Origin of the sequence: Allosphingosinicella sp. (assembly GCF_036570505.1) — a bacterium.
Taxonomy (GTDB): domain Bacteria; phylum Pseudomonadota; class Alphaproteobacteria; order Sphingomonadales; family Sphingomonadaceae; genus Allosphingosinicella.
This window is the reverse complement of record NZ_DATCYB010000058.1, coordinates 1-17104: the sequence shown is the minus strand read 5'-3', so window position 1 is coordinate 17104 and position 17104 is coordinate 1. Positions and strand designations below refer to the sequence as shown.

Annotated in this window: 14 protein-coding genes; 6 read left to right on the top strand and 8 right to left on the bottom strand. The window is 65.4% G+C overall.

What is annotated here, in order from left to right:
* A partial coding sequence (locus VIR62_RS06435; RefSeq protein ID WP_431869691.1) for a lytic transglycosylase domain-containing protein occupies positions 1-975 on the top strand: 975 nt, incomplete at its 5' end.
* A gap of 42 nt (positions 976-1017) precedes the next feature.
* Entirely contained in the window at positions 1018-2094 is a 1077-nt protein-coding gene (locus tag VIR62_RS06430; protein WP_431869690.1) for a PA0069 family radical SAM protein, read from the top strand.
* A 32-nt stretch (positions 2095-2126) separates the two neighbouring features.
* Here the strand turns inward: VIR62_RS06430 and VIR62_RS06425 are convergent, their stop codons facing one another.
* The 7 genes from VIR62_RS06425 to VIR62_RS06395 form a co-directional block, all read right to left on the bottom strand.
* Positions 2127-3713: a long-chain fatty acid--CoA ligase gene (locus tag VIR62_RS06425; RefSeq protein ID WP_431869689.1), complete on the bottom strand. Its 1587-nt coding sequence runs from the start codon at positions 3711-3713 to the stop codon at positions 2127-2129.
* A gap of 33 nt (positions 3714-3746) precedes the next feature.
* The gene (gene dnaE / locus VIR62_RS06420) at positions 3747-7223 is read right to left on the bottom strand and encodes a DNA polymerase III subunit alpha (protein ID WP_431869688.1); all 3477 of its coding nucleotides are present in this window, start codon (positions 7221-7223) and stop codon (positions 3747-3749) included.
* A gap of 67 nt (positions 7224-7290) precedes the next feature.
* The gene (locus VIR62_RS06415) at positions 7291-8238 is read right to left on the bottom strand and encodes a lysozyme inhibitor LprI family protein (protein WP_431869687.1); all 948 of its coding nucleotides are present in this window, start codon (positions 8236-8238) and stop codon (positions 7291-7293) included.
* Between the two features lie 9 nt (positions 8239-8247).
* On the bottom strand, positions 8248-8919 hold the full coding sequence (locus tag VIR62_RS06410) for an ABC transporter ATP-binding protein (protein WP_431869685.1): 672 nt from the start codon (positions 8917-8919) through the stop codon (positions 8248-8250).
* Positions 8912-10162: a lipoprotein-releasing ABC transporter permease subunit gene (locus VIR62_RS06405; protein WP_431869684.1), complete on the bottom strand. Its 1251-nt coding sequence runs from the start codon at positions 10160-10162 to the stop codon at positions 8912-8914. Before VIR62_RS06405 ends, VIR62_RS06410 begins: the two co-directional genes overlap by 8 nt.
* Positions 10163-10271: 109 nt before the next feature.
* Entirely contained in the window at positions 10272-11576 is a 1305-nt protein-coding gene (proS, locus tag VIR62_RS06400; RefSeq protein ID WP_431869682.1) for a proline--tRNA ligase, read from the bottom strand.
* A 438-nt stretch (positions 11577-12014) separates the two neighbouring features.
* Complete coding sequence (locus tag VIR62_RS06395) at positions 12015-12197, bottom strand: hypothetical protein (RefSeq protein ID WP_431869681.1); 183 nt, start codon at positions 12195-12197, stop codon at positions 12015-12017.
* A gap of 266 nt (positions 12198-12463) precedes the next feature.
* Between VIR62_RS06395 and infA the strand changes: the two genes are divergently transcribed.
* Together infA and VIR62_RS06385 are read left to right on the top strand one after the other, a co-directional pair.
* The gene (gene infA / locus VIR62_RS06390) at positions 12464-12730 is read left to right on the top strand and encodes a translation initiation factor IF-1 (RefSeq protein ID WP_431869679.1); all 267 of its coding nucleotides are present in this window, start codon (positions 12464-12466) and stop codon (positions 12728-12730) included.
* Between the two features lie 327 nt (positions 12731-13057).
* Positions 13058-13267 carry a hypothetical protein gene (locus VIR62_RS06385; RefSeq protein WP_431869677.1) on the top strand — a complete coding sequence of 70 codons (210 nt, stop codon included), beginning with the start codon at positions 13058-13060 and terminating at the stop codon, positions 13265-13267.
* A gap of 118 nt (positions 13268-13385) precedes the next feature.
* Here VIR62_RS06385 and VIR62_RS06380 read toward each other — a convergent pair whose 3' ends face one another.
* Positions 13386-13799, bottom strand: coding sequence for a hypothetical protein (locus tag VIR62_RS06380; protein ID WP_431869675.1), 414 nt, complete (start codon positions 13797-13799; stop codon positions 13386-13388).
* 229 nt (positions 13800-14028) lie between these two features.
* On the opposite strand from VIR62_RS06380, the gene VIR62_RS06375 reads away from it, so the two are divergent.
* The gene (locus VIR62_RS06375) at positions 14029-16116 is read left to right on the top strand and encodes a TonB-dependent siderophore receptor (protein WP_431869674.1); all 2088 of its coding nucleotides are present in this window, start codon (positions 14029-14031) and stop codon (positions 16114-16116) included.
* A 2-nt stretch (positions 16117-16118) separates the two neighbouring features.
* Positions 16119-17104, top strand: a 986-nt coding sequence (locus VIR62_RS06370; protein ID WP_431869672.1) for a PepSY-associated TM helix domain-containing protein, incomplete at its 3' end; no start/stop codon positions are given.

The following is a 17104-nucleotide window of genomic DNA, read 5'->3' as shown; positions in this document are numbered from 1 at the left end:
CATTATTGGGCCGCGCGCGCCGACATGAAATGCGCGCGGCCCGAGCGGGTCCAGGCCCGGCTGCGCCAGGCGGCGACGCTGAAGGAAACCTTCTACGGCCTTCTCGCCGCCAGTGCTCTCGGGATCGAGGCGCCGGAGTTCGCCGGACTCCACAACTATCACGATGCCGAATGGCGCAAGATCGCGCGCGAGCCGAACGTCCAGGCCGCCATCGGCCTCGTCGAGATCGGCGAGGCTGCGCTGGCGGAACAGTTCATCAAGCACCAGGCGAAGCTCGGCGGGCGCGAGGAGCATGCGGCGCTCATTCACCTCGCCGCCGACCTCAGCCTAGCCTCCGCCCAATATTGGCTGGCCCACAACGCGCCGAGGGGCACGCATGTCAACATGGCGGCTCGCTATCCGACGCCGGACTGGCGGCCTTCGCGCGGCTGGCGGGTCGATCAGTCGCTGGCCTACGCCCACGCTCTCCAGGAATCGGGTTTCCGCACCGCCGTCGTCAGCCCCGCCGGCGCCAAGGGCCTGATGCAAGTGAGGCCCGGCACGGCGGGCGACATCGCTCGCCAGCGCGGCGAGCCATTCAGCCCCGACCAGCTCAGCATTCCGGCCTACAATCTGGAATATGGCCAGAGCTACCTGGAATATCTGCGCGGCCATCACGGCACCGGCGGCCTGCTGCCCAAGGTGATCGCCGCCTACAATGCCGGCCCCGCCCCCATTTCCGAATGGAACAGCCGCCGCTTCGGCGAGGGCGATCCTTTGCTCTACATCGAGTCGATCCCGTACTGGGAAACGCGGGGCTACGTGCCGATCGTGCTCAGGAACTACTGGATCTACCAGGAGAAGGCCGGCGACGAGCCGGCGAGCCGCCAGGCCCTCGTCCAGGGAATGTGGCCGCGCTTTCCGGGCCTGCCGGGCGCGACGGCCGTGCGGCTGGGTCCGGGCGCCACACGCGCGGGATCGCACGCCAGCGACTAACTGTTCTTGATATGTTCTTATTAGTGGCGTAAATGCTTAAGCATGCCTCGCCCCAATGCTCGCCATGGTCGCGGCGCGCCCGAGAACCGGACGCCGACCCGTTTCGGCCTTGCCGCGCGCGAGGCAGACGGCGACTGGCTGGATGTGCGCGATGAACTGGACGGTGACGTGCCGCCGCTCCGGACGACGGTGACGATTGAGAAACCGAAGACGATTATCGCCCTCAACAATTCACCGGATATCGGCTTCGATCGTTCGATCAACGCCTATCGCGGGTGCGAGCATGGCTGCATCTACTGCTTCGCCCGGCCCACCCATGCCTTTCACGACCTGTCGCCGGGCCTGGATTTCGAATCGAAGCTGTTCGCCAAGCCGGACGCGGCGGCGTTGCTGCGCAAGGAGCTGGGAAGCCCCAGCTACACCCCCCGCCCCATCGCGATGGGAACGAACACCGATCCCTATCAGCCGATCGAGGGCCGCTACCGGATCACCCGCTCCTGCATCGAGGTGCTGCTGGAGACGAAGCATCCGTTGACGATCACGACCAAGTCGGACCGGGTGCTGCGCGACCTCGACCTGCTCGTGCCGATGGCGGAGCAGCGGCTCGTCAGCGTGGCGCTGTCGGTCACATCGCTGACCCCGGAAGTGTCCCGGACGCTCGAGCCGAGGGCGCCGTCGGCGCGCAAGCGGCTGGCGGCGGTGAAGACGCTGAGCGAGGCCGGCGTACCCGCCTGGGTCTCTATCGCGCCGGTTATTCCCGCCGTCACCGATCACGAGCTGGAGCATATCGTGGAAGCCGCCGCGGAAGCCGGGGCGAAGGGATGCTTCTACCTGCCGGTCCGCCTGCCGTTCGAAGTCGCGCCCTTGTTCCGCGCGTGGCTCGACGAACATTATCCCGACCGGGCGGAGAAGGTGATGGGCATCATCCAGTCGATGCGCGGCGGTCGGGACAATGACCCCAACTGGTTCAGCCGCATGCGGGGATCCGGCCCCTGGGCGGAACTGCTCAAGACGCGATTCCAGATCGCGGTGAAGAAGAATGGACTCAACCAGGAGAGAATGAAGCTTCGCACGGACCTGTTCGAACCGCCACAAGGGCCGCAGCTCAGACTTTTCTAGCAGGAAACTCGTTCGGTCTCTTTACCGGCGGATTACGCAGCCGCCAGTTTGTAATCCTTATACTGCTCCCGGAGGACCGTCTTGAGCAGCTTGCCCGTGGCAGTGTGGGGCAGGCTCTCTACGAACAAAATCTCGTCCGGCAGCCACCATTTGGCGACGTGGCGCGACAGATGCTCCAGGATCGCCTGCGGCGTCACCTGTGATCCGTCCTTGCGCACCACCAGCAGCAGCGGCCTCTCGTCCCACTTCGGATGATAAACGCCCACCGCCGCCGCTTCGGCGACGCCGGGGCAACCGACCGCGGCATTTTCGAGCTCGATCGAGCTGATCCATTCGCCGCCAGACTTGATGACGTCCTTGGAACGGTCGGTGATCTGCATGACACCATCCGGGTGGAGGATAGCGACATCGCCGGTGTCGAACCAGTTGTCGACGCCCACCGCCGGTCCCGACTCGTCCTGGAAATATTGCCGGACCACCCACGGCCCCCGCGCTTGCAGCCGGCCGCTGCTCTTGCCGTCGCGGGGGAGGATATTGTCCTCGTCGTCGACGGTGCGGAGCTCGACGCCGAAGGGCACCCTGCCCTGCTTGCACATATAGTCGATCTGCTCGCCCTGGCTGAGCGCATCCCAGTCGCAGGGCGGCGCGCCGGTGGTGCCGATCGGCGACATTTCGGTCATGCCCCAGGCATGGCCGACGCGAATGCCGCGCTCGACGAAATACTGGATCATCGACCGCGGAGCCGCCGAGCCGCCGATGGTGACGACCGAAAGCCTGCCGAGTTCGGCGCCCGTCGCCTCGACATGGTTCATCATCGCCAGCCAGACCGTCGGCACCCCGGCGGTGTGGGTGACGCCTTCCTCGCGCATCATGTCGCAAAGAACCCGCGGCGAGTAATCGGCGGAGAAGACCAGTTTCACCCCCGCGATCGGCGCCGCGAAGGGCAGGCCCCAGGCGGCTGCGTGGAACATCGGCACGATCGGAAGGGCGACGGAGCGGGCGGACAAGTCGAAAATGTCCGGACTGACCTCGACCAAGGCGTGGAGCACCGTCGATCGATGCTCATAGAGAACGCCCTTTGGATCGCTGGTCGTGCCGCTGGTGTAGCAGAGCATCGCCGGCTCGCGCTCGTCGCCTTCGACCCAGGCATAATCGTCGCTTTCGGCGGCGATCAGATCCTCGAACTCGCCATTATCGAAACAGACATAATGCTCGATCGTCTTCCATCGCGGTTTCAGCCGCTCGACGATCGAGGCGAAGGCGGCGTCGTAGAAGAGGATTCGATCCTCGGCGTGGTTGGCGATGTAGATCAGCTGGTCGTCGAACAGACGCGGGTTGATCGTGTGGAGGACGCCGCCCATGCCGATGGCGCCATACCAGGCGACTAGGTGGCGGCCGTGGTTCATGGCGAAGGTTGCGATTCGATCGCCGCGCCTGATTCCCAGCCGCTCCAGCGCCTTGGCGAGCCTGCGCGCATCCCGGGCTATGCCGGCCCAGTCGGTGCGCACGACATCTCCGGCCGCATAGCGAGAGACGATCTCGCGGGAGCCATGCTCGCGCTCGGCATGATCCAGCAGCCGCATGATCCGAAGCGGCCAATCCTGCATTCCACCCAGCATGCACCCTCCAGTCCCTGGAGCCAGATTATCCGACTAGGAAACCAGCGCAAGACGGGGCGGTTCGGCGGCGGAGAGGCGCACGGCGATCACTCCATCGATCCGCTCGATACGGGCCGCGGTTTCGGCGTCCAGCAGGAAGTCGCGGCCGAGAATGAGTTCGGCCTCTCCATCGTCCAGCCCCACCATGAGGCGAAGCACGCCATTGCCGCCCCGCTCTCCGGCCAAGGCCTTGACGAGCCTCGGCAGCACGGCGGGTCCATCCACCTCAACTTCAAGTTGCAGCCGCGTCCGCTTCGACAGCGCCTCGAACCCCTGCACGCTCCTGACGGTGACGCGCGGCGCCTCCTCGCCCGGACGTCGGTCGAGCTCCACGCCAAGCAGAGCGCAGGTTCCAGTCTTCGCGGCATCCTCAACCTGACCGGCGATCATGTCGTCGAAGACGGTCGCCACGAACTGACCGGAAGCGTCGGAGAGCGTCGCCATCAGATAGCGGCGCCCCCGCGCGGACGTGCGCCAGCGGGCGTCCTCGACAAGTCCGGCCATCACCGCGCTGGATCGGCCGCCGTCGGCGGGAGCCGGCAGGGCACCCAGCTCGGCAAAGCTCCGGGCGCCATGGGCGATGGCGAGATGGCGATAGCGGTCGACCGGATGGGCGGAGAAATAGAAGCCGAAGCTCTCCTTCTCCTGGGTCATCCGTTCGGCCAGCGACCATGTGGCGGCGGTCGGCATCCGGATCGGCACGACATTCGACTCGCCGCCGAACAGGCCGCCCTGTCCGCTGATGCGCGCGTCGGCGGCGCTGGAGGCATGGGCGAGGATCGTCTCCGCGGCCGCGTGCACGCTGGCGCGATTGGAGGCGATCGCATCGAAGGCGCCGCCGCCACCCAAGCTTTCGATCTGTCGGCGGTTGAGGAGGCGCGGATCGACCCGATTGGCGAAGTCGTCGAGCGACTTGAAGGGACCCTTGGCGCGGCGCTCTTCGACCAGCTGTTCCATCGCCTTCTCGCCGACGCCCTTGAGGGCGCCGAGGGCGTAGCGGACGGCGTGGCCCTCTCCCGCCCGCTCGACCGAGAACTCGGCCTCGCTGGCGTTGACGCAGGGCGGCCGGCATTCGACCTCCAGCCGGCGCATGTCCTCGACGAAGATAGCGAGCTTGTCGGTCTGGTGAATGTCGAAGCACATCGAGGCGGCGTAGAATTCGACCGGATGATGCGCCTTCAGCCAGGCCGTCTGGTAGGCGACGAGGGCGTAGGCGGCGGCGTGGCTCTTGTTGAAGCCGTAGCCGGCGAACTTGTCGATCAAGTCGAACAGCTCGTTCGCCTTGGCGCGATCGATCTGATGGGTCGCGCAGCCGGTGACGAAGCGCTCGCGCTGGGCGTCCATCTCGGCCTGGATCTTCTTGCCCATGGCGCGGCGGAGCAAGTCGGCCTCGCCGAGGCTGTAGCCGGCCAGCACCTGCGCCGCCTGCATCACCTGCTCCTGATAGACGAAGATGCCGTAGGTTTCCTTCAGCACCTCCTCGAGCATAGGATGGGGATATTCGATCGGCTCGCGCCCGTTCTTGCGCGCGCCGAACATCGGGATGTTGTCCATCGGGCCGGGACGATAGAGCGATACGAGCGCGATAATGTCTTCGAAGCTGGTCGGCTTCACTGCCGCCAGCGTGCGACGCATGCCCTCCGATTCCAGCTGGAACACGCCGACCGTCTCGCCGCGCTGAAGGAGCCTGTAGACCTTCGGATCGTCCCAGGTGAGGCGATCGAGATCGACCTCGATGCCGCGTCGGCCGAGCATCTGCACCGCCTTCTGGAGCACCGACAGGGTTTTGAGGCCCAGGAAGTCGAACTTTACCAGCCCCGCGCCTTCGACATATTTCATATCGAACTGGGTGACCGGCATGTCGGACCGCGGGTCTCGGTAGAGCGGGACCAGCTTGTCGAGACGACGGTCGCCGATCACCACACCCGCCGCGTGCGTCGAGCTGTGCCGGGGCAGACCCTCCAGCTTCATCGCCAGGTCGAACAGGCGGCGCACCTGGGCGTCGTTCTTATACTCGGCGGCCAGCTCGGAGATGCCGTTCAGTGCCCGCTCCAAGGTCCACGGATCGGTCGGATGGTTGGGAACGAGCTTCGCCAGCCGATCGACCTGACCGTAGGGCATCTGCAGGACTCGGCCTGTGTCCTTGAGCACGGCGCGGGCCTTGAGTTTTCCGAACGTGATGATCTGGGCGACCTGGTCGCGGCCGTATTTCTGCTGGACGTAACGGATGACCTCGCCGCGCCGGGTTTCGCAGAAATCGATGTCGAAGTCGGGCATCGACACGCGCTCCGGGTTGAGGAAGCGCTCGAACAGCAAATTCAGCCTGATCGGATCTAGGTCGGTGATTGTGAGCGACCAGGCGACCACCGAGCCGGCGCCGGAGCCGCGGCCCGGCCCGACGGGAATGTCGTTCTCCTTCGCCCACTTGATGAAGTCGGCGACGATCAGGAAATAGCCCGGAAAGCCCATGCGGACGATGACGTCCACCTCGAAATCCAGACGGTCGAAATAGACCTGCCGCGCCGCCTCATCGAGATCGTTATAGGTGGCGAGCCGTACTTCCAGCCCCTCCCGCGCATCGCGGCGAAGCTGATCCGCCTCTGCGTCGATATCGCCGGCGAGACTCGGAAGGATCGGCTTTCGGATGGGGGCGCCGACGGCGCAACGCCGGGCGACGACCGACGTGTTTTCGATCGCCTCGGGCAAGTCCGCAAACAGCTTCCGCATGTCGGCGGCGGGCTTCATCCAAGCTTCGGGAGAGGATTTGATTCTGTCGTCGCGGTCGATCTGGCTGGATTGGGCGATGCACAACATCGCGTCATGCGCCTTGTGAAAGACGGCATCGGCGAAGCAGGCGGGATTGGTAGCCACCAAAGGGAGATCCCGGGCATAGGCCAATTCGACCAACGCCGTCTCGGCCTTCTCCTCGATGTCCAAACCCCGCCGGCAAAGCTCGATATAGAGGCGATCGGGAAACATCTCCGCGAGCCTGTCCAGGTAGGCGGATGCCGCCTGGGCCTGCTCCTCCGCCAGCAGTCGGGAGACGGCACCCTCCCCGCCCCCGGTCAGGGCGATCAGCCCGTCCGTTCGCCCTTCCAGCGCGGCGAAGCCGACATGGGGTTGATCCTCCGGCGGCCGATCGAGGTGCGCCGCGGAAACGAGCGCGCACAGATTCTCGTAGCCCGTCTCGTCCTGAGCGTAGAGGGCGAGCCAGTCGATGACCGGCGGCTTGCCATCCGGCGTACCTGGCCGCGCGACGCCCAGCATGGCCCCGATGATCGGCTGCACGCCTTCCGCCTTGCAGGCGTCGGTAAACGGCATCGCGGCGTAAAGGCCGTTCCGGTCGGTGAGGGCGACCGCGGGGAAATCCAGCCGCTTGGCCTGCTTGGCGATCGCCTTGGGTTCGATCGCGCCGTCCAGCATCGTGTAACAGGAGAAAGTGCGGAGCGGAACGTAAGGGGCTGCCATCATTCCACTATGGGCAGTCGAGCCCAGTTAGGGAACAGCAACCAGCGAGTTTTCCACAGGATTCCCGGTTTCAGTTCGAGTCGCGCATGATATCGCGGATTTCGTCCATCCGGTCCTCATAGCCTTCCTCGATGCAGTCGTTGCTGCGGCAGCGCTCGCGATAGGCGAGGAAATTGTCGCGGGTGCGGAGCAATATCTGGCGCGTGCGCGGATCGGCGCCGGCCATGGCCGAATCGAACGCCTCCACCATGCGCCGGTCACGCCGCGCGAGCTTCTCGCTTCCGCAGATCATGACCTCGCTGCGGGTGCGCGCGTTGCGGCAATCGAAGCTGGGACTGGACCATTCGCCAGCGGGCGGTCGAACGGTATCGGGGCCGGTCACGGGCGGCGGGAAACCGGGATATGTCCCGTCGACCGGGACGCCGACCATTTCATTGCCCTCGACGTCTGCCGTCGCCAGCACATCCTCGGGCAGTTGCAGCGGTTCGCCTTCCAGCTCGAACGCTGCGAGTTGCTGGACGATGCCGCCCGCTCCGGTCATCCGGTAGACCGGGCCGCTGCCGTCCGCCGCTGGCTGCACTTCGTAGCGGACGTCCGCAACCAATTGCCGCTCTCCGCCAAAGGCCCGCTCGGCGCCGGGCGGAAGCTCCAGGATGAAGCGGCCCGTGCAAGAAGTGACGCCCAGAGCCTCGTCGCGATTGGCGACAACCGGATTTTCCATGCGCGGAAAGGCGCTGGCGGCGAGCACGTCGAAATTCACCCGTTCACCGGTGCGGATACGGGAGGCCTGATCGAAAATCAGCTTCTTGAGGCCCTGGAAGGTGTCGCGCGAGGCGCAAAGGTCCTGGATCGCTTCCCGCTTCTCCTCGACCGCCTTTTCCTCCGCAAGGGTCGGCGTTTTCGGGCGGTTGGCGACGATCAGGCCGACGGCCGCCGCCAATATCAGCACAAGAGCCACCAGCGCCATGGCCAGCTGCCGCTTGTCGATCGTGGCTCGCCTTTCAACCGGTTCGACCAAGAGTGTCTCCTACTCCAGCACTCCATCGTGCAAACGCACGACCCGGTCCATCTTCGCCGCGATCCGTTCGTTGTGGGTCGCGACGAGCGCCGCCGACCCTTCGTGGCGGACCAGCTTCACAAACTCCTGAAAGACGATGTCGGCCGTGGCCTCGTCGAGATTGCCGGTCGGCTCGTCCGCCAACACCAGCGTTGGACGGTTGGCGAGGGCGCGGGCAACGGCGACGCGCTGCTGTTCGCCGCCCGAAAGCTTGCTCGGGCGATGCGTGAGACGTTCGCCAAGGCCGAGCGCCGAGAGCAGCGATTCCGCCCTGTCGCGGGCCTCGGGCGTGTCCGCGCCGTGGATGAGCTGCGGCAGCATGACGTTCTCCGCCGCGTTGAAATCGGGCAGCAAGTGGTGGAACTGATAGACGAAGCCCAAGGCATCGCGGCGGAGGCGCGTGCGCCCGTCATTGTCGAGTTGCGCCGCTTCCTCTCCCTTGATCCGGATCGATCCTTCGAAGCCGCCTTCAAGGAGGCCGACCGCCTGGAGCAGGGTCGACTTGCCCGAGCCCGACGGACCCAGCAGCGCCACGATCTCGCCCGGGCCAACGGTGAGGTCGACACCGCGCAGGACGTGGATCGTCACGCCGCCCTGCTCGAAATTGCGCTTGAGGCCGCGTGTCTGGAGCACATCACTCATAACGCAGCACCTGCACGGGATCGGTGCTCGCCGCCTTGTAGGCCGGATAGAGCGTGGCAAAGAAGCTGAAGGCGAGCGCCATCACGGTGACCGCCATGACCTCGAACGGATCGGTCTTGGATGGAAGCTCGGTCAGGAAGCGAATGGAAGGATCCCATAGGTCCTGACCGGTCACGACCTGGACGAAGTTGACCACCGGCTGGCGGAAAAAGAGAGCAATGGCGCCGAGTATCAGACCCGCGATCGTGCCCAGCGCGCCGATGGTGGTTCCCACCGTCACGAAGATCTTGAGGAGGCTCCGCCGTGAGGCGCCCATGGTTCTCAGGATGGCGATGTCGCGTGTCTTGGCGCGGACCAGCATGATCAGCGAGGAGAGGATATTGAACACGGCGACGAGGATGATGAGCGACAGGATCACGAACATCGCCACCCGCTCCACCTGCAGAGCCTCGAACAAGGCGGAGTTCATCGACTTCCAATTCGCGACCTGCGCCTGTCCGGCCACGGACCGTTCGAGCGGTGCCAGTATCTCGCCGACGCGGTCGGCGTCGACCGTCTCGACCTCCACCATGCCAACATCGTCGCCCAGCATTAGCAGGGTCTGCGCGTCCTCGATCGGCATCACGACGAACGCCTTGTCATAATCGTAGACGCCGACCTCGAATATGGCGGCGACATTGTAGGCGACGATCCGCGGCACCGTGCCGAAAGGCGTGACGCGTCCCTGCGGGCTGATCAGGCTGATCTGGCTGCCGACGGTGGCACCGAGGGATTCGGCGAGGCGGATGCCTATCGCGACATTCTGGGCGCCCGGCCGCAGCGCCTCCAGCGAGCCGGCGATCTCGTTGCCGCGCAATATCGGATTTTCGAGGATATCCCCGCGCCGCATGCCCCGCACCAGAACGCCTTCGACGCGGCCATCGAAGCTCACCATCAGCGGCTGCTCGATCAGCGGCACGGCGGCGGTGACGCCGGGCGTTTCCTTCGCCGCCTCCACGATCTCCTCCCAGTTGGGAAGGCGGCCGCCATAGCCCTGGACGACGGCGTGGCCGTTGAGGCCGACGACCTTGCTGAACAACTCGTCGCGAAAGCCGTTCATGACGCTCATCACGATGATGAGCGCGGCAACGCCGAGCATGACCGCGAACAGGCTGATGCCGGCGACGAGGAAGATGAAGCCCTCGCCCTTGCCGGGCAGCAGGTAGCGCTTGGCGATCATGCGTTCGTAGCGGTTTAGGATCATGACGGCTCCAACAAGCCGTCATCCCCGCGAAAGCGGGGATCCCGCTGTTTCGGGGAAGACAAGACTAAAAGCGGGATTCCCGCTTTCGCGGGAATGACGAGAAGAGTACTCATCCCGCCAGTCTCGCCAGCGCGCTTTCGACCGACAGCTCCTCACGCTCCCCGGTGGCGCGGTTCTTTAACTCGACCACATTTTTCTCAAGGCCCTTGGGGCCGACAATCAGCTGCCCGGGGAGCCCGATCACATCCATGGTCGCAAACTTGGCGCCGCCGCGCTCGTCGCGGTCGTCGTAGAGCGTTTCGACACCGGCCTCGCGAAGTTGGCCGTAGAGCCGATCGGCGGCTTCGGTGCAGGCGGCATCGTCGGCGCGCATGTTGATGAGGCCGACGCGGTAAGGGGCGACGCTTTCCGGCCAGATGATGCCGTTCTCGTCATGGCTGGCCTCGATGATCGCGCCCATCAGGCGGGAGACACCGATGCCGTAGCTGCCCATATGCGGGTGGACTTGGCCGCCTTCCCTGGTCTGGATCGAAAGACCCATCGAGGCGCTGTATTTGGTGCCGAAGGCGAAGATGTGGCCGACCTCGATGCCGCGGCGGGTGCGGAGGCGATCGGCGGGCACCGGACATTCGGCAACCTTGGCGTGCTCCTCCTCTTCCATCGCGTAGAGATCGGTAAGGCGAGTGATGGTCGAGGCGTCGGCGGTGAGCAACTCGTCGCGGGTCACCTCCTCGATGGCGGCGTCGTAGAAGAGTGCGCTTTCGCCGGTGTCGGCGAGGATGTGGAATTCATGGCTGAGGTCGCCGCCGATCGGGCCCGTGGGCGCGCGGACGGGCACGGCCTGAAGGCCGAGCCGGGCGAAGGTGCGCAGATAGGCGACGAACATCGCCTCGTAGCTCTTTCTCAGCCCTGCCTCGTCGAGATCGAAGCTGTAGGCGTCCTTCATCAGGAATTCGCGGCCGCGCATAACGCCGAAGCGGGGGCGGACCTCGTCGCGGAACTTCCACTGGATATGGTAGAGCGTGCGCGGCAGGTCGCGGTAGCTCCTGGCGCCGTCCTTGAAGAGGAGCGTGATCACTTCCTCGTTGGTCGGGCCGTAAAGCATCTCGCGCTCGTGACGATCGGTGAAACGCAGCATCTCCGGGCCGTAGGCGTCGTAACGGCCGGACTGGCGCCACAGGTCGGCCGCCTGGATGGTGGGCATCAACAGCTCGATCGCGCCCGCGCGATCCTGCTCCTCACGGACGATGGCCTCGATGCGCTTAAGCACCTTCAGGCCAAGCGGCAGCCAGGCATAGATGCCGGCCGCCGTCTGGCGGATAAGGCCGGCGCGGAGCATCAGCTTGTGGCTGACGATCTGGGCGTCGGCGGGCGTTTCCTTGGTGACGGGCAGGAAATAGCGGGAAAGGCGCATGGGGCTCCAGGCTGGTCCGGACGAGAAACGAATTTGCGTTCGCCAGCCTCTAGGGGCGCGCCGCGCGCGGCGCAACCGCCCGCCCGAGGACGGCGAGGCGGTAGGCTGTGGCCCCAGCGACACAGGGTTGCCGCAAAACCGCTCGCCTACCGTATTAACCGATGACAAGCGGCCCGCCCTTCCCGTAGCGTTCCCTTCACGAACTGCGGCTCATGGCCCTGGTTCGGGGAGGCTTCGGCCCCGCATACCCAGGCGAGGTGGGGACTGCGTGCGGGCTGGAGCACCATAAGGGGGTTGGCGGGAGACCGTCACGCGGGTGCCCGGACCCAATGGGTCCGGGCACTTGCTATTTGAGGCCCTTGCCGTCGCCCGAAGACACACCCAGTCTCCCCTGCGAGCCGCCCGAGCCTGGCATCCGATGGACCCGCCACTACGAAGTCATAGGGGGACGGTCCGGCCCCAGAAGAAGGCCAAATAGAGGATCACGACGAGGACGAAGAGGCTGACGAAGGCAAGGACGCAACCGAGCCGGCCGGAAAAGGGGCCCGTTCCCGGAACCGGCGTCCGCCGGCGGAGCGGTTGATGCAATCCCTCGATCTGCCGGCGCTGGTCCTCGTCCATGTCTTCTCACCCGCCGCGATCCGGCCCGGCGCCGGCGATGTTCCGGCCGCACGGGGAAACCGGGATCGCCAATACGCTCCGGCTCACAAGCCCTCCCCTGTTGCTTCTCGGGCGCTCAAGCCCCATATCACTTTCGCTGACGTCGCTCGCGACGGAATTTGACGCCTTTTTCATCCGGCCACTCCTTTCCTTATCGCGCCGCCCGGCCCCGTGGCGCGCTTTCGCGCGCACGGGACAGTTTCAGAAACGCACGTGAAGGGAGACGCATGGCCAAGGAAGAGCTGCTGACCATGGAAGGGCTGATCGACGAGATCTATCCCGATGGGCGCTTCGGCGTAATGCTCGACAACGAGCATCGGATCATCGCCTATACGGCCGGCAAGATGCGGCGTTTCCGCATCCGCTCCGTGGTCGGCGACCGGGTTCACGTCGAGATGACGCCCTACGATCTTTCCAAGGGCCGCATCGTCTTTCGCGAACGCACGCCCGGGCAAGGCCCCGGCAGCGGACAGCGGCGCGGGTTCAGGCGTTAGCACGAATACAAACAACACGGCGGCACGAGCCGCCCAAGGAATGAAATGACGACTATGACTATCGGGTCGAACCGACCCAAACTTTCCCTCGCCTTTGCCGGCCCTCTGGCTTCGCTCAGGACAGGAACCAACAGGAGCCGGCCCGCTTTCGAGCCCTTCGGCAAGCTCAGGACAGGCGGCCCGCTCCCGCGGGACCGCTCCCCCACCCTCCCCGGCACGCTTTCCCGCAGGGAATTGCGCCGGATCGTTACCGAGTTGCTCGGCTGACCCATCCGCCCCCTCCGCGCCGTGCGGGAGGGGCGTACTTGCAAGACTGGAGCCTTTGAAATGTCGAGAATCCCCGTCCGCCCCTATCTCATCGCCAAGGACGAGGAAGGCCAGTTCCGACTGACCGTCCGCGAGACGCGCTACAACAGCCAGGGCTATCCCCTGGTCAGCGCGACGATGGTCGACGAGAGCTTCAAGACCGCCACGGCGGCCCGCAACCACGCCAAGGAGCATTTCGGCGCCGAAGCGGGCCAGTTCGCGGTCAAGTAAGGCGGACGGCGGATGGTCGCCGTTTCCGCGCGCGGGGCACGTGTGCCCGACCGGGCAGCCCGCCCGGAACTTCACTAAGTTTAGCCGACGTTCGCCCGAAATTGCGGTGAGCCGTTGATCAGCCGCGGCCGCGCCCCGCCCGCTCAGCGTTGCGGGTGGCGATACGGAGCAGCTTGCCCAAAGCGGCATCGTCGTGACGCCGTCTCTCGCCGCGCTGCAGACCGCCGTAGAAATAGGGGACCATGACCCCCTTGATCCCGCGCTCGTAGAGACTGGGGCCGGAAGACCGCGCCTTGCCCTGAGCGAGCGCCGCGTCCCAGGCAATGGCGAAGCTCGCCGCGTCGGGCCGGCGGCGAAGCGCATAGGCCCCCTCCTTCGACATCCCCACAGCCCGCGCGGCGCGCGCCGGCGAGCGGGTCTCGACCAGCCATTCCATGAAACGAAGCTGCCGGGCGGGCGTCCACCCATCGCGCCGGGCGCGGACGGGGACCGGCGTGAAGGCGGGCAGTGGGGGTGCGAGCGACTCGGCCATCGCAAGTGTATGGCCGATCGGGGTGCGTGTAGGAAAGTTTGGCAAATTGCCCGCTTCTGGCCGGGAGCAGGCCGACCGCCTTTGCGCAAACCGGACATTCGTGCGGCTCAGGGGCGCGCGCCGATAAGAATGGAAAAAGCAGATTAGCTTTTCTGTAGGTCAATCCGGTTGCGCTATTGCAATTCGTTTGCAATAGCGCGCGACATTGACCATCAGGGGGGCGTCAGGAATGAATTCCATCGAGTTTCGGCTGGGCGTGTTGGCGTGCGCAGCGATTGCGGCCACGCCCGCTTCCGCTCAGGAGGCGACGAGCGCCGGTGATCTGGCGGAGCATGACATTGTGGTGACCGCCGGCCGCGCCGTGACGGCGACCAAGACCGACACGCCTATCGTCGAGACGCCGCAGGCGATCAGCGTGGTGCCGGCCGAGCTGTTCCTCGATCGCGGCGCGCGCAACGTTCAGGAGACGCTGCGCTATTCCGCCGGCGTCACCGCCGAAGCCTTCGGCCTCGACACCCGATCCGACACCATCTCGGTGCGCGGGCTCGACCCCGTCCAGTATCAGGACGGGATGCGGAAGAATTATAATTTCAGCCCCATTCCGCGCATCGACGTCCACACGCTCGACCGCGTCGAAGTGCTTCGCGGCCCCTCTTCCGTGCTCTACGGCCAGGGCGCCAATGGCGGCATCATCAACATCGTCAGCAAGACGCCGCTGTTCGAGACGCAAGGCGAGGTTGCCGTCCAATATGGCAGCTTCGATCGCAAGCAGGCGCATCTCGACATCACCGGTCCGCTCGACGAGGCGGGCAACATCGCCGGCCGCCTTATCGCCGTCGTACGCGACGCCAACCAGCAGACGGACGTGATCCGCGACGACCGGATCGTTGTCTCGCCCTCACTCACCTGGAAGCTGGGCGACCGGACTACGATCACCGCCATTGGGCTCTACCAGCGCGACCGGAGCGCTTCGAGCCAGCAGTTCCTGCCGGTGGTCGCGACGCTCACCGCCCCTCCCGGCCGCCGCATCCCCATCGATACGTTCCTCGGCGACAAGGACTACGACAAGCTCGACGCGCGTCAGTATACCGGCACATTGCTCGCCGAGCACCGGTTCAGCGATGCGGTCACCCTGCGCAGCCGCCTTCGCTATGTGGATGCGAAAACGACGTTCCAGGAGATTTTTCCCGACGTCTATTCCAACCCGCTCGACCCGTTCATCGACGCGGCGGATCGGGTGGTCAATCGCAACGCCTTCCAGACAAAGCCGCGCATCCGCGTCTTCACCAACGACAATAATCTGGAGCTGGATTTCGCGACCGGCCCGTTCGCGCACAAGATGCTGATCGGCGTCGATTACAGCGATTTCCGCCAGCGCTCGCGCTCCGGATTCGGGCTGGTCACGCCGATCGACATCTACGACCCGGTTTCCGCGGGCGTGGTCGCGCCCGCCTATTTCGACGATCCGAACCAGCGCAACACGCAGCTCGGTGTCTATGTGCAGGACCAGATCCGCTATGCCGACCGGGTGACCCTTGTCGTCGGCGCCCGCCGCGATCGGGCCCGCTCCAAGACCGAGGGCATGGCCGAGCAGGTGGACAAGGCGACCAGCTTCCGCGCCGGCCTCATCGGCGAGATCGGCTGGGGCGTCTCGCCCTATGTGAGCTATTCCGAATCCTTCCTCCCCGTCGCCGGTCTCGATTTCAACGACGTTGCCTTCGTTCCCGTTCGCGGCCGCCAATATGAGGCCGGCGTCAAGTGGCAGCCGAGCCGGGGCGTCCTCGTCACCGCCAACGTCTATGACATCGTCGAGAGCAACCGGCCGACCAACGATCCCGAAAACGTGCTGAACACGGTGCAAACGGGCGAAATCCGCTCGCGTGGGTTCGAGTTGGAAGGCGCCGTCGCAGTGGCGGACGATTTCCTCGTCACCGCCGCTTACAGCCATAATGATGCGACGGTCACCGAGAGCAACTTCGCGCCGGAGGTCGGTCAGCGGCTCAGCGACGTGCCGCGCGATCTCGCCTCAGTGTGGGGGACGAAGACGATCGAGGTCGGGGACGAGACGGAGTTGCGGCTGGGCGGCGGCGTCCGATATGTCGGCGCGACCGTTTCGACCGGCGTAACCGGCGCTCTGAAGACGCCAAGCTACACGCTCGTCGACGCGCTCGCGGAACTCGACTGGCGGCAATGGACACTGTCGGTGAGCGCGACCAACCTCTTCAACAAGACATATTACGCGCCCTGCAGAGCCTTCGGCGACTGTTTCACCGGCAACAAGCGCAGCGTGATCGGCACGCTGGCCTACAGGTTCTGACCATGAAGCGGGGAACGGTGCGCGCCTGGTACTGGGTTCATAAATGGACCAGCCTGGTGTGCACCCTTTTCCTGCTGATGCTGTGCGTTACCGGGCTGCCCCTGATCTTCGGCGAGGAGATCTACCATATCTCGACCGGAGGCGTGGAAGAGGTGCCCGCCGCGCCGGCGGGCGCGACGCCCGTCAAGCTCGACCGCTTCATCGAGCGGTCGCTGGAACAATATCCGGGTGACGTGCCCCTGTTCCTCGGATGGGACCCGGACCATCCCATCGTCTACGTCAACACCGGCGCCCGCCCCGACACGCCGCCGGCCGAAATGCACACCGCCGTCTTCCACGCCTTCACCGGCGAGCAGATTCCGGTGCCACAGTTCAACGAAGGCGTGATGTACACGATATTCCTCATCCACACCGAGATGTTCGCGGGGTTGCCGGGCAAGCTGTTCCTGGGCGCGATGGGATTCCTGTTCGCGCTATCCATAATCTCAGGCGTCGTTCTCTACGCCCCTTTCATGCGCAAGCTCGATTTCGGCACGGTCCGCAGACAACGCAGCCGGCGCCTCAAATGGCTAGACCTCCACAACCTGCTCGGCATCGTCATCGCGATGTGGGCTGGCATCGTGGCGCTTACGGGCGTCCTCAACACGCTTGAGCGGCCGCTCTATGAAAGCTGGCAAGCCGGCCAGCTCGCCCGCATGACCTTGCCCTATCAGGGCCTGCCGCCGCCCGAGCGGTTCGGATCGATCGACGCGGCGGTGAAGGCCGCGCAGGCCGCCGTGCCCGACATGCGCCCCTCGTTCGTCAGCTATCCAGGAACCGGCTATAGCGGCCTTCATCACTACGGCGTGTTCATGCAGGGCGACAGCCCGCTTTCGAAACGCACCTACCAACCGGTGTTGGTCGACGCCGCGACCTCCGAATTCACCGCGACAGCGGAATGGCCGGCCTTCATGCAGGCGCTCTATCTGTCGCAGCCGCTTCACTTCGG